The 12,915-nt window shown below is 63.1% G+C and carries 15 protein-coding genes; 13 read left to right on the top strand and 2 right to left on the bottom strand.

All coding sequences use genetic code 11. The annotated features are described in order from the left end of the window. The first annotated feature begins 2 nt into the window (after positions 1–2). The 8 genes from Q0X23_RS08305 to Q0X23_RS08270 all read left to right on the top strand — a co-directional run bounded on the left by Q0X23_RS08305 (position 3) and on the right by Q0X23_RS08270 (position 7,881). Complete coding sequence (locus tag Q0X23_RS08305; RefSeq protein ID WP_297859869.1) at positions 3–269, top strand: hypothetical protein; 267 nt, start codon at positions 3–5, stop codon at positions 267–269. Between the two features lie 127 nt (positions 270–396). Next, the gene (locus tag Q0X23_RS08300; protein WP_297859868.1) at positions 397–1,509 is read left to right on the top strand and encodes a 4Fe-4S dicluster domain-containing protein; all 1,113 of its coding nucleotides are present in this window, start codon (positions 397–399) and stop codon (positions 1,507–1,509) included. Next, positions 1,502–1,969 carry a Crp/Fnr family transcriptional regulator gene (locus Q0X23_RS08295; RefSeq protein ID WP_297859867.1) on the top strand — a complete coding sequence of 156 codons (468 nt, stop codon included), beginning with the start codon at positions 1,502–1,504 and terminating at the stop codon, positions 1,967–1,969. Before Q0X23_RS08300 ends, Q0X23_RS08295 begins: the two co-directional genes overlap by 8 nt. Then, positions 1,953–2,819: an FAD/NAD(P)-binding protein gene (locus Q0X23_RS08290; RefSeq protein ID WP_297859866.1), complete on the top strand. Its 867-nt coding sequence runs from the start codon at positions 1,953–1,955 to the stop codon at positions 2,817–2,819. The genes Q0X23_RS08295 and Q0X23_RS08290 overlap by 17 nt, the downstream gene beginning before the upstream one ends. Beyond that, positions 2,820–3,599, top strand: coding sequence for a hypothetical protein (locus tag Q0X23_RS08285; RefSeq protein ID WP_297859865.1), 780 nt, complete (start codon positions 2,820–2,822; stop codon positions 3,597–3,599). Further along, positions 3,592–4,902 (top strand): Ni/Fe hydrogenase subunit alpha, encoded by a 1,311-nt coding sequence (locus Q0X23_RS08280; RefSeq protein ID WP_297859864.1) that lies wholly within the window; start codon positions 3,592–3,594, stop codon positions 4,900–4,902. The genes Q0X23_RS08285 and Q0X23_RS08280 overlap by 8 nt, the downstream gene beginning before the upstream one ends. After that, a complete protein-coding gene (locus Q0X23_RS08275; protein WP_297859863.1) occupies positions 4,886–5,374 on the top strand; it encodes a hydrogenase maturation protease in 489 nt (162 codons plus the stop codon). The genes Q0X23_RS08280 and Q0X23_RS08275 overlap by 17 nt, the downstream gene beginning before the upstream one ends. 14 nt (positions 5,375–5,388) lie before the next feature. Beyond that, entirely contained in the window at positions 5,389–7,881 is a 2,493-nt protein-coding gene (locus Q0X23_RS08270; protein WP_297859862.1) for a cation-transporting P-type ATPase, read from the top strand. A gap of 35 nt (positions 7,882–7,916) precedes the next feature. On the opposite strand, the gene Q0X23_RS08265 is transcribed toward Q0X23_RS08270, so the two are convergent. Both Q0X23_RS08265 and Q0X23_RS08260 read right to left on the bottom strand, forming a co-directional pair. Continuing rightward, positions 7,917–9,125 carry an extracellular solute-binding protein gene (locus Q0X23_RS08265; RefSeq protein ID WP_297859861.1) on the bottom strand — a complete coding sequence of 403 codons (1,209 nt, stop codon included), beginning with the start codon at positions 9,123–9,125 and terminating at the stop codon, positions 7,917–7,919. Between the two features lie 71 nt (positions 9,126–9,196). Next, entirely contained in the window at positions 9,197–9,490 is a 294-nt protein-coding gene (locus Q0X23_RS08260; RefSeq protein WP_297859860.1) for a hypothetical protein, read from the bottom strand. 127 nt (positions 9,491–9,617) lie between these two features. Between Q0X23_RS08260 and Q0X23_RS08255 the strand changes: the two genes are divergently transcribed. The 5 genes from Q0X23_RS08255 to Q0X23_RS08235 all read left to right on the top strand — a co-directional run bounded on the left by Q0X23_RS08255 (position 9,618) and on the right by Q0X23_RS08235 (position 12,882). Continuing rightward, positions 9,618–10,010, top strand: coding sequence for an FGGY family carbohydrate kinase (locus tag Q0X23_RS08255; protein WP_308446083.1), 393 nt, complete (start codon positions 9,618–9,620; stop codon positions 10,008–10,010). After that, positions 9,902–10,168, top strand: a complete 267-nt coding sequence (locus tag Q0X23_RS08250) for a hypothetical protein (protein WP_297861250.1) — start codon at positions 9,902–9,904, stop codon at positions 10,166–10,168. Before Q0X23_RS08255 ends, Q0X23_RS08250 begins: the two co-directional genes overlap by 109 nt. A 229-nt stretch (positions 10,169–10,397) precedes the next feature. Further along, positions 10,398–10,757, top strand: a complete 360-nt coding sequence (locus tag Q0X23_RS08245; RefSeq protein ID WP_297861191.1) for a hypothetical protein — start codon at positions 10,398–10,400, stop codon at positions 10,755–10,757. After that, complete coding sequence (locus tag Q0X23_RS08240) at positions 10,754–11,428, top strand: response regulator transcription factor (protein ID WP_297859859.1); 675 nt, start codon at positions 10,754–10,756, stop codon at positions 11,426–11,428. The genes Q0X23_RS08245 and Q0X23_RS08240 overlap by 4 nt, the downstream gene beginning before the upstream one ends. A gap of 92 nt (positions 11,429–11,520) precedes the next feature. After that, positions 11,521–12,882, top strand: coding sequence for a cell wall metabolism sensor histidine kinase WalK (locus Q0X23_RS08235; protein ID WP_297859858.1), 1,362 nt, complete (start codon positions 11,521–11,523; stop codon positions 12,880–12,882). The last annotated feature ends 33 nt before the right edge of the window (positions 12,883–12,915 follow it).

Raw genomic sequence — 12,915 nt, 5'->3', positions numbered from 1 at the left:
TTATGAGACACGACCGCATCGTTTTTTTGGGAGAGCGCATCATCCAGGGCGACGAGATTGGTTCGGATGAGTTTCCCGATGTGGAGACCTTCCGGCGCTGTGCGGCCCAGTGGGGCGGGCCCGAGAACGTCTTGGTTCTACGCAACGCCATTGTGAGCAACGGGGCCCTCGAGGAGAAGCTCGAGTACCTTTTGATCAACCGCGCGGAGATCATCGCGCTGGGCGTGGGGGGGATGAGCGTAAGCGGATTCGAAGCATTTAGGCCATAGGGGGGCTGGCTTTGCCGGAAGGCATGGGTAGCGCAGGCGCACCTGCCGCCCGGCTCATTGGCCAAAGGCCCGACAAGGTCATTTGGCCCAGGCGCTAAAAGCTACGCTGGTAGCAACGGAGGAACGCATGCAAAAGGGCCCGTTTGTACTGGAGCGCTCTGGGCTTCTTCAGCTATTGCAGGCCCTCAAAGCCAAGGGCTACCTGACCCTAGGCCCCACGGTGCGGGAAGGGGCGATCGTTTATGATGAGCTGGGCCGGCTTGAAGACCTTCCCACTGGCTACACCGACCATCAGGAAGGGGGCACCTACCGGCTGCGGCGGCGCGGCGACGAGGCCCTCTTTGGCTACAACGTGGGGCCTCATAGCTGGAAGCGGTTTCTGCACCCGCCCATCCTGCGCTTATTCCGAGCTCGCAAAATAAATGGGAGTTTTGATTTCGAACCCGAGACCGAGACCGTTCCCAAATATGCCTTCATCGGGGTGCGGGCCTGCGAGCTGCAGGCCATCCGGGTGCAAGACCAGGTCTTTCTGGGGGGGCCTTACCAGGATCCGCACTACAAAGCCCGGCGCGAACAGGCGTTTATCGTGGCGGTGAACTGCACCCAGGCTGGCCATACCTGTTTTTGCACCTCGGTGCAGAGCGGGCCCAAGGCCCAGGCCGGCTTCGACCTGGCCCTGACGGAGGTGCTGGAGGGCGACCGGCACTACTTTGTAGGGGAGGTGGGGAGCGAGCAGGGAGCCGAGGTCCTGGGTGAAATTTCCCATCGTGCGGCGCTTCCATCCGAGGTAGCCCAGGCCGAGGCCAGGGTGACCCAGGCCGCCCTCCAGATGGGCCGCAGCCTGGCGACCGAGGGGCTCAAGGAGATGTTGTACCAGAACCTCGAGCACCCCCGCTGGGAGCAGGTAGCGGCCCGCTGCCTCTCCTGCGGCAACTGCACCCAGGTCTGCCCTACCTGCTTCTGTACCAGCGTGGAAGACCACACCGACCTCTCGGGGGTTGCCGAGCGAACCCGCCGCTGGGACTCCTGCTTTACCGCCGACTTTTCGTATCTGCATGGGGGCAGCGTGCGGGTCTCGACCAAGTCCCGCTACCGCCAGTGGCTCACCCACAAGCTGGCCACCTGGCAAGACCAGTTCGGTCTGCTGGGCTGTGTGGGGTGTGGCCGCTGTATCACCTGGTGCCCTGTTGGGATCGACCTGACCGAAGAAGTTGCAGCGATGCGAGGTGCCCATGTCTAAAGCTGGTCTCGAGCACTACCTGGGTGAGCACCCTTTCTTCCGGGGCATGCGCCCCAAAGACCTGGCCTGGCTGGCCGAGCTGGCCGAGCCGCTGGCCCTCGAGGTAGGCGACTATCTCTACCGCGAAGGCGACGAATCCAAGGATTTTTACCTGATTCAAGAGGGGCTGGTGCGCCTGGAAATCCATACCCCGGGGCGGGGCGAGCTGGTCATCCAGACCCTGGGGCCGGGTGAGGTGCTGGGCTGGTCGGTGATGCTGCCCGAGACCCGCAAGACCTTTGATGCCCGCATCTTCCAGGCCACCCGCCTGCTGGCCTTCGATGCTGCGGCGGTGCGGAAGCGTTCGGAAGAAGACCACCCCTTTGGCTATGAGCTGTGCAAACGGTTCTCGAGGGTCATCGGGGAGCGCTTGCAGGCCACAAGGCTTCGCTTACTGGACTTGTATGGTCAACCCCATTAGTCATACCCCTGGGCAAGACCCCATGCAGCCCCGCCCCTTCCGGGTGGTACGGGTGATACGCGAGACCGCCGATGTGGTGACGCTCGAGCTAGAAGCACAGACTGGCCCCCCGCTCGCCTTCCAGCCGGGCCAGTTCACCATGCTCTATGTCTTCGGAGTGGGCGAGGTACCCATCTCCATCAGCGGGGATCCGCATAAACCCGCGCGCCTGGTGCACACCATCCGGCGGGTGGGCTTGGTGACCGAGGCACTGTGCAAACTGGGCCGAGGCGACGTGGTGGGGGTGCGGGGCCCTTTTGGCAGCCATTGGCCGCTGGAACAAGCCAGGGGAGGTGATGTGGTCATTGTGGCCGGCGGAATTGGCCTGCCCCCCTTACGTCCGGCGATTTACCACATCCTGCACCACCGACAGGACTACGGGCGGGTCTATTTGCTGTACGGGGCGCGCACCCCTGCCGACCTGCTCTTCCCGGAGGAACTCAAGCGCTGGCAGCACACCCTCGCCCATGCCCCCGGCGCCTCGCCGGTGCGGGTCACGGTAGACCGTGCCGAAGGGGGCTGGGATGGGGCGGTGGGGGTGGTCACGTCGCTCATACCGGTGCTACCGATAGACCCCTTGCGTACCACCGCCTTAATGGTCGGCCCCGAGGTGATGATGCGCTTTACCATCAGCGAGTTGCGCAAGCGGGGCATCCCCGAGGAAAACCTCTATCTCTCGATGGAGCGCAACATGAAGTGTGCGGTGGGCTTTTGTGGACACTGCCAGTATGGGCCGCACTTCATTTGCAAGGACGGGCCGGTGCTGGCCTTACCCCGGGTGCGGGACTGGATCACGCGAAAGGAGGTCTAGGTGCCAAGCAAACAGCGCAAACCCACCCTGGCGGTCTGGAAATTTGCTTCCTGTGACGGGTGTCAGCTCTCCCTGCTGGACTGCGAGGACGAGCTCCTGCAGGTAGCCGGAGCGGTTCAGATTGCCAACTTCCTCGAGGCTTCCAGTGCTGTCCTGCCGGGCCCCTACGACCTCTCGCTGGTCGAGGGCTCCATCACCACCCCCCATGATGCAGAGCGCATCCAGGCCATCCGCAAGAACTCCAGGTTTCTGGTCACCATTGGGGCCTGCGCCACCGCAGGGGGCATCCAGGCCCTGCGCAATTTTGCCGATGTGGAGGAGTTCACCCGCATCGTCTACGCAAAACCCGAGTACATAAAAACCCTCAAGCACTCCACCCCCATTTCCGAGCACGTGAAAGTCGATTTTGAGTTACGGGGTTGCCCGATTAACAAAGGGCAGTTGCTCGAGGTCATCTCGGCTTTCCTGCACAAACGCAGGCCCAACATCCCCCGGCACAGCGTCTGCCTGGAGTGCAAAGCCCGGGACACGGTCTGTGTGATGGTGGCCCAGGGCACCCCCTGCCTGGGGCCGGTGACCCAGGCCGGATGTGGGGCCATCTGTCCGGCCTATCAGCGGGGCTGCTACGGGTGTTTCGGCCCTCAGGAAAACCCCAACACCGTGGCCCTAAGCGCCTGGTGGACGCTCCTCGGCGTAGGCGAGGCAGCCCAGCAGCGGGCCTTCCGCACCTACAACGCCGGGGCCAGGGCCTTCAGCAAGGAGGCAGAACGTCATGGGTGAGGCCCCTAAACCGCAGCAGACCAAGACCATTCGAGTGGGCAACCTGGCCCGTGTGGAGGGAGAAGGGGCTTTGTACGTACGGGTCAAGGGCAGCCAGGTTGAAGAGGTGCGGCTCAACATCTTTGAGCCCCCGCGCTTCTTTGAGGCCTTTCTGCGCGGGCGCAGTTTTGCCGAGGTGCCCGATATCACCGCCCGCATCTGCGGCATCTGCCCGGTGGCCTACCAGATGAGCTCGTGCCAGGCCCTGGAAGCCGCCCTGGGGGTGCAGGTCGAAGGCCCGCTCAAAGCCCTGCGGCGGCTCTTGTACTGCGGCGAATGGATCGAGAGCCACGCCCTGCACATTTATTTTTTGCACCTGCCCGACTTTCTGGGCTATTCCGACGCAGTGCGGCTGGCCCAAGACCAGCCCGAACGGATTCAGCAGGCCCTGGCGCTAAAAAAAACCGGCAACGAACTGATGACCCTGCTGGGTGGGCGGGAGATTCACCCCATCAACGTGAAGGTAGGGGGTTTCTACCGGGTGCCGCGCAAGGCCGAGCTTTTAGCCCTGCGGGATAAGCTCGAGCGAGCCCGCGAGATCGCCCTCCTGACGGTGCATTTTGTAGGCAGCCTAGACTTCCCGGATTTCGCGCCCGACTACACCTTTGTCTCGCTGCGTCAGGAAGGCGAGTACCCCATTCTGGGAGGCCGCCTGGTTTCGAGCCGGGGCCTGGACATCGCGGTGGCCGAGTTCGAGCAGCACTTCCGCGAGGAACACGTTCCCCACTCCAACGCCCTGCACGCCACCCTGGAGGGGAGGCCTTACCTGGTAGGGCCGCTGGCCCGCTACAACCTCAACTTCGACCAGCTTCCAACCACAGTGCAGGCGGTGGCCCGGGAAGCCGGTTTAGGGCCGGTCTGCCGCAACCCCTTCCAGAGCATCGTGGTGCGGGCGGTGGAGACCTTGTATGCCTGCGAGGAGGCCCTGCGCCTGATCGCCGAATACGAGGAACCCGATGCCCCCTGCCTTGCCATCACCCCCAGGGCCGGGGAAGGCGCGGGTAGCAGCGAGGCCCCGCGCGGCATCCTCTACCATCGCTACCGTATGGACGAACAGGGCCTGATTACCGAGGCCAGGATTGTGCCCCCCACCTCGCAAAATCAGAAGATGATTGAAGAAGACCTGCGGCAGTTTGTGGCCGCGAACCTGCAGCTCCCCAAACCCGAACTCACCCTGCGCTGCGAGCAGACCATCCGCAACTACGACCCCTGTATCTCGTGCGCAACCCACTTTTTGAGGCTGGAAATTGAGCAAGTCCGGTAAGATTTTCACCCTGGGCAACTCCTACCGTCAGGACGATGGGGTGGGGCCCTGGGTGGCCCGGCATCTGCGGGAGGCGGGCCTCGAGGTCTTCGAGGTAGCCGACGACCTGACCCGGCTGGTGGAGGGCCTGGCCGGCGCGGGCGAAGCCTGGCTGGTGGAGGCGGTGGTCTCGGGCCACCCGCCGGGAACCCTGCATGTGATGGAGGTGGGCCAGGAGCCCCTGCCCGCAGCTTTTGAGCGCCTCTCGAGCCACACCCTTAGCCTGGCCCAGGCCCTGGAAATTGCCCGCGCCCTGGGCGTCCTGCCCCGCCGCACCCTGATTTTCGGCATCGAGGGCCAGGCGTTTAGACCAGGTGAAGCACTCAGCCCGGAGGTCATAAAGACGGCCGAACAGCTCGTTCAAGCCCTCCTGAAGGCGGCAGCCGGCCCTGGTAATGTCTTCGTAACAAACCCCCGCCAGAGTGAAGTGTGATGCCGGAGGGCCCCATGAGCGCCCAACTACCCTGGACTGGACTCAGCGAAGTAGAAGCCCGCGAGCGCCTCAAACGCCAGGGCCCCAACGCCCTGCCCGAGAAGCGCCCAGAGCCGCTGTGGCGCCGTTTTCTGCGCCAGTTCAAAAGCCCTCTGATCTATATTCTGCTCTTTGCCCTGGCGGTGGACTCTGGGGTGTGGTGGCTCGAGGGCCGGCATGGCTGGCCGCTGGAGTCCCTGGTCATCGGGCTGATTCTGTTGCTCAACGCGGGCCTGGGCACCTGGCAGGAACGCAAATCGGAAGCGGCCTTGAACAAGCTCAAGCGCCTGTCCAGCCCCCTGGTCTGGGTGGAGCGCGATGGGGCCTGGGTGCAGCGCCCCAGCCGCGAACTGGTACCCGGAGACCTGGTGCGCCTCGAGGCCGGCGACCGGGTGCCCGCCGATGTAGAGGTACTCGAGGGCAGCCCCCTGGTAGACGAGTCGGTCTTGACCGGCGAGAGTCTGCCCGCCGAAAAAGAGGTGGGTGAGGAGCTTTTTAGCGGCACCCTGCTGGTACGGGGCAAGGCCTTTGCCAGGGTGCAGCGCACCGGCCCCGAAAGCGCTTTGGGCAAGCTGGCCACCCTGCTGGGCGAGATAAAAGCCGAACCCACCCCCCTCGAGCACGACCTGCATCACTTTGGCAACCAGGTCGCCCGGTGGGTGCTGGTGCTGGCCGGGGCCCTGGTGCTGCTGGGCCTCTTTACCGAGGGGGCGGGTCGGCTTCCGCAGGTCTTTCTGTTTGCCGTGGCCCTGGCAGTCGCCGCTGTACCCGAGGGGCTTCCGGCCGTGCTAACCCTGACCCTCTCGCTGGGGGTGGAACGCATGGCCGTCCGCAAGGCAGTGGTGCGCAAACTTTCGGCGGTGGAAGCGCTGGGTTCGGTCACGGTCATTGCCACCGACAAAACCGGCACCCTCACCGAAAATCGTATGGAGGTGCGGGCCCTGGACAGCCCCGACCCCGCCCAAGCCCAGGTGGCCCTGGCCCTGGCCAACGACGCCGACCACGGCATCGGCGACCCCATGGACCTGGCCCTGCTGCATTACCTACAGCGCCTGGATCTCGACCCCGAGGCCCTGCGGCAACAACACCCCCGCCTTTCCGAGCGGGCCTTCGAGAGCGGTCACAAGTTTCAGCGGGTCACGGTAGAGACCCCACAGGGCCCGGTCAGCTACTTCAAAGGAGCCCCCGAGGTGCTGCTGGGGCGCTCCCATCTGCCCGCGCATGAATACCAGTCCTGGCAGGAAAAAGCCCTGGCCTACGCCGCCGAGGGCTACCGGGTGCTGGGGGTAGCTCGGGGTGAAGGCGAGGCTGAAGAAAACCTGCAATTTCTAGGCCTGGTGCTGTTCTGGGATCCACCCCGGGCGGAAGTACCGGAGGCCATCCGCAAAGCCCAGGAAGCCGGAATTCGGGTTCTGATGGTCACAGGCGACCACCCCGCTACCGCACTGGCCATTGCCCACCAGATTGGCATTCCAGGCGAGCGCGTCATCACCGGCAGCGACCTGGAAAAATTCAGCCCACAAGCCCTGCTCGAGGCCATCCGCGAGGTAAACGTGTTTGCCCGGGTCTCCCCCGAGCACAAGCTCCGGCTGGTGGAGATGCTCCAGTCCAGCGGCGAGGTAGTGGCCATGACCGGCGACGGCGTGAACGATGCCCCAGCCCTCAAACGCTCCGATGTGGGCGTAGCCATGGGCCAGCGCGGCTCGGACGTAAGCCGCGAGGTGGCCGACCTGGTCTTGCTGGACGACAATTTCGCCACCATCGTGGCGGCCATCGAGGAAGGGCGCAACATCTACGAGAACATCCAGAAATTCATTCGCTTCCTCTTTTCCACCAACCTCTCGGAAGTGCTGGTAGTGGCCATCGGCGCTCTGGCTGCCGCCCTCTTGAACCTGCGGGATGCCACCGGCGCCCTGTTGCTGCCCCTGACGGCGGTGCAAATCCTGTGGATCAACCTGATTACCGACGGTCTACCGGCCATCTCGCTCACCCTGGATAAAAACCCCAGCGTCATGCAGCACCCACCGCGGCCCCCTAAAGCCCCTCTGCTGGATAGAGTTTCTTTGCGCTTTGTGCTGGTGAGCGGAAGCATCAAGGCCCTTTGTGCGCTGGGGCTTCTGGGCCTGCTGCCGCGCTTGGGGTATAGCCTCGAGGCCACCCGCAGCGCCACTTTCCATTTCATGGCCATTGGGCAGCTTTTCTTCGCTTATCCGGCCCGCCACACCCACCTGTTTCCCCTGCCCAACCCCTGGCTTCACGGCGCGGTGCTGCTGGGGCTGGCCGTGCAGTTCCTGGTCGGCATGCTTCCGGCCAGTACCCTGGCGCTGGATCTGGTTCCGCTACCTCTGCTGCTGTGGGGCGTGCTGCTCGGCACAGCCCTGCTGGCCTGGGGCCTGGCCGAGCTAACCAACCGCATCTTCTGGCATAACCACCGGGATCTGCCCTACACCCGGCAAGCCATAGGCTGAACGAAGTACTCTTGGAAGGCATCTAGCCGTGGCGCTCAGCGACGCTCCAGCGCCAGGGCCTTGCGCTGGGCCTCTTCGAGGGCCTGACGGGGGTTGGCATTGCCCTTCAGAACACGCTCGAGGGCCTCTTCCAAAAAGCCATACCAGAGGGTCACTTCGGGGTCTTGGGCCCAGGGCGCGGCCTGCTCGAGGCCGCTAAAGGCCACCCGGCGGCGGGGGTCTTCGCGGTAGAAATCTTCCAGCAGGGGCTGGGTCGCGCGACGCAGGGGCAGGCAGTAGGTCGCCCTGACCCACTCGGCTATGTGGGCCGGCTCCATCCAGTAGCGCCACAGGGCCACCACCCCTCGGGCTTGAGCCTCGCTGGCTCCGCGCAACACCATCAGATTCCCCCCGGCCAGCGGCAACTTGCCATCGGGTGTGCGGGGCAAAGGCGCCACCCCCAGGCGGAAAGGAATGGGGGTGCGTTTTTCCAGCACCGGCCAGACCGTTACGGGTGCGATGCCCATAAAGGTTTTGGTGCGCACAAAGTCCACCAGGGCAAACTGGGCCTCGGCGATGTTGCGGCTCTGGGCACTCCCCGCCCGCACCAGGCTTTGCAAATACTCGAGGCTCTCTATCACCCGGACATCGGTAAAGTTGGGGCGCCCGTCGCGCACCAGTTGCCCACCCCGGCTCATCACCACGGCATTAAAGCTGTACACATCGCTCACCACAATCAGCCCTTTGGCTGAACGGGTGGTGAGTTGCTGAGCCGCGTTGGCCAGGGCCTCCCAGCTTTGGGGAGGGGTGAGCCGGCGGGCCGCGAGTTGGTCGGCGTTATAAAAAAGCACCGGCAGGTGCAGTTCCACCGGCAAGGCATAGGTTTTGCCCCGAAAGCGCCCGGTCTCGAGCAACCCCGGATAGAAATCGGTGGGCAGATTGCCCAGGTATTCATCCAGCGGCAGGGCCAGGTTCTCCTGCACGGCCCGGCTGACAAATGAAACCTCGCCGTAATAAAGCTGGGGCGGGTTGCCTGCCCGGATGGCCGAGGTAAGCCTGATGCCCCCTTCGCGCAGGTCGCCCACATACTGCACCGCAATGCGGTACTCGCGCTGGCGACCGTTGAACTCGCCGACGATCTTTTCCAGTGCCTCCCGCCCGGGCGAATCCAGCGTGTGCCAAAAAGCGATTTCTGTGGGTCTTTGTGCGTAAGCAGCACCAAAAAATAAGCCTACAATGAGCCAGCGTTGGAGCGTGACGTTCACGGCCTCAGCTTAGAGCAACATTCTGAATGCACCCTGAAGTTTTGCATCATCGCGTTTTGCACACGGGCAGGCTACACAATTTGCCCGTTGCTGAAGCTTTCCTGGTAGAAGTTGCGAAAAACCTCGAGCCGCTCTTTAGCCCCTCCAGAGGCATCAGGGCTTTGCAGTATTTCGCGCAGCGCCTCGAGTTCACCTTCGAGGCGTGCTCGAATGGTTTTATCGAAAATGATGGCCTGATCCATTTGCTTGAACATGCGTTCTAGTAGCTGATTGGCCATCACCAGGTTGGGTGGATTCACTGCCTCTTGCATTCGTTCATCTAGCTCTTGCTCGAGGTCAGCTAATATAGTTTCTATTTTTTTCACGCTTTATTGTACTTCAGAAAGCTTGGGTGAATTGTTCCAGAGACGGATCGTTTTTGCCCCATCCACCACCCAGCATCGCATACCGGGGTTGGCAAAACCTGTCCGGTCAAGCGTAGGCTATAGCCATATGAAACCCGTCGGTATTGGTATGGATCTGGGCACCAGTGGGCTCAAGGCCATTGCAATAACGGCAGATGGGCGGACCGTCGCTGCAGCCAGCACAGCCTATCCCTTGCTGACCCCCAGACCCGGCTGGACAGAACAAAATCCCTCGGACTGGGTAGAGGCCGCCCACCAGGTGTTGGGCGAGCTGGCGCAGAAGCTAAAACAAGAAAACTGGGATCTTTGGTTTGCGGGAGGTACTGGAGGTAATGCAGCCTTTGGTCAGGATAGACCGGCTGCTGGCCATTGGTGGAGGGCCGCTCCGATTTCTGGCTTTCGATTGTGGGCAGCGCACTGGCCTTGCCTCTGGCCCGTACCTTCATCGAGGAAGGCCCGGCTCGTGGGGCCGCCATTTTAGGGCTGGTGGGGGCCGGCCTGTACACAAGCCTTGACGGAGCCATTAGCGCCACCGCTCCTCAGGACTTCGAGATAGGCACAACCGCCACCAACAGCCAGCCCTTGCTGGAACGCTATCGCAGGGGGCTGCAGGCAGTTCAAGGTTTCAAGGGGAAATGACGTCGTAGCGTGACCCAGGCATTACGGCACGCCTAAAGAAATGCTAAACTTCAGGGGTTGGTATTTGCACTAGCATTGAAGCTGGAATTGCCCGGTATTGAACCCGATTGCAGGCTTATGGAGCACCGCTTGATCTCGAGAATCGCGCCAACACCGCCCCATCAGGTTAAAATGCCCTTTACCGGAATCCCATGTGCCTGTTCGGGTAGCCTTGCATAGTGGTGTGACGATGCGCAGTCTCCTATTGGCCTTTGTATTGGCGCTTGCGCCACTGCCCAATCTCCCCTATATTCCTTCGGGCAGTGAGATCCGGGTGGTGTCCCCCGATTTGCTTACGGTGTATGTGGTCTGGCAGGTAGATGAACGCAACCTGGTTTTACAAAGCAAACTGCCCGCACCGGCCAACCGGGAGGTTCGGGTGCTTTTTCGGGTGGATGGGGGCTACCGTGCTCCATACAATGGAATCACCACCCCCCGCGGGGATATTTCACTCATGATCCAAGGAGAGCGTGTTAGCCTGAACGAGCTTTTAACCCGCACATACCGCTTGAATCTGCCCAATGGGCGTGTCTTGCCGGAGGTTCGATGAAACGTATTCTGCTGATTGAAGACGACCCTGAGATTGCCCACCTCTTGCAGCTCGAGCTCGGCGAAGCCGGCTACACTGTGGACTGGGCCTCGGGCGGCATGTCGGGCCTGGTGCGCCTGCGCGAGGCAGTACCCGATCTGGTGATTCTCGACCTGGGCTTGCCCGACCTGGACGGCGGCGAAGTAGCCCGCCGCATACGGGCCGGCTACGAAGTGCCCATCATCGTCCTGACCGCTGCCGATGCGGTCGAACGCAAGGTCAGCCTGCTCTCCGATGGCGCCGATGACTACATCGTCAAGCCCTTTCATACCGCAGAGCTGTTGGCGCGCATCCAGGTACAGCTGCGCCACCGCGAAGGGGGCGAACAGGTCAGTGTGGGGGGGCTGGAAGTGCATCTGGCAAAACGCCAGGTACTCTACGACGGGCAGGAACTACGCCTTTCGCCCAAGGAGTTCGAGTTGCTCTCGCTCCTGGTGAGCCGCGCCGGCAAGGTGTTCAGCCGCCAGGAGATTGAGGAGCACCTGTGGGGAAGGCAGCTCGAGCGCGACTCCAATGTGGTAGACGTCCACATTGCCAACCTGCGCTCCAAGCTGCGCGAAGCCGGCGCCTATGGCTACCTGCGTACCGTGCGCGGGGTGGGTTACGCCCTGCGGCAGCGCGAAGCCGAGTGAACACCTGGCCCCATACCGAGGGCCCAGGGTATAGCCCCTCAAAGCACCCGAACCGGCTCTCTACCCTGGGCGCCTGAATCCCAAGACGGCTTATGTCCTTCCGCACCCGACTGATCCTGGCCTATACGATCCTGTGGGTGCTGATTCTGGCCCTGACCCTGACGATTGCCGTCTACAGTATCAATTTTGGTCTGTACGGCCAGGTCGAACGTACCCTTTTGCGCTACGTGAACGAAGTGGCCCAGCTCTACGCCTCGGGCCGCGCTGGGGAGATCAGCCTGCCTCGCTCCGGTCCGGTGAGTGTGAGCTTTTACAGTTCGGGTGGGCAGCTCCTGATTGCACCCACACCCGACTTTGAACAGAAAGTGCCCAAAAACTTTATCCGTGCGGCCAGCAGCACCGCCAAACCCTATTACGCGCCCAATTTCATGGCTGCCTATCAGGAAATTCCGGGGGCAGTGGTGGTGGTCAGCCAGGATACCCGCTACATTGAGAGCATCTCGCTTACGGTTCGCAATACCCTGGTGCAGGGCATGGCCTTTTTGTTGCCCCTGGGGGCCCTTCTGATTGTGCTGGCGGCCCGCCTTTCGCTCATTCCGCTGCACCGGGCGGCCTCGGAGGTAGACAAGCGCGGCCCCCGCAACCTCGAGCCCATCCACTACACCGGCCCCAAGGACGACCTGGGGCTGATGGTGGAAAAGGTCAACGACCTGCTGAGCGAGCTGCGCGAGGCCCAGGCCCGCGAGCGGGCCTTTCTGGCCGAGGTCTCCCACGAACTGCGCACCCCCCTCACCTCGCTGAACGGCTACCTCGAGCGCTTGAGCCGCAACCCCGGCGACGCCGAGATGCTCGAGCGGGCCCGCAAAATTGCCGCCCATACCGCCCGCATGGTGCAAGACCTGCTGGCCCTGGCCCGCGGCGAGGCCGAGCGCAGCGTCAATGCCCACATCGTCAACCTGGGCGATCTGCTGCGCCAGGCCGTGGGCGAGTATCCCGGCGTGGTGCTCAAGATGCCCGCCGAGTTCCCCGAGGTACTGGGCGACCCCGACCGCCTCTTGCAACTAGCCCGCAACCTGATCGCCAACGCCGTGCGGGCTGCCGGCGCCCCGGAAAAGGTGCAGGTGCGGGTCTGGATGGTCAAGGAGCCCACCGACAACCCCCCCGACCCCTACGAGTCCGCCGACGAGCTTCGCACCACCTCCACCCCCGAGATGAAACCGCCCAAGCAGCCCTGGGCCGCCTTTGCCATTGTGGACCGCGGGCCGGGCATCGCCCCCGAGGTACTGCCCCGGCTCTTCACGCGCTTTGCCCGGGGGCCCGAGGGTGGCACCGGCCTGGGGCTGGCCATCGCCAAGCAGATTGCCGAGGCCCACGGGGGCGAGATTCGGGTCGCCAGCCGACCCGGCGAGACCCGCTTCACGGTGTTTTTGCCGCTCTTGCTGGAAGAGGAATAGGTTTCTCTTGCTTCAGCTTGGTTTGTCTTCTTT

It is taken from the genome of Meiothermus sp. (assembly GCF_026004115.1).
In the GTDB taxonomy this organism is placed as follows: domain Bacteria; phylum Deinococcota; class Deinococci; order Deinococcales; family Thermaceae; genus Meiothermus.
Note: the sequence above shows the minus strand (reverse complement) of the source record. Positions and strands in the feature narration are given on the sequence as shown.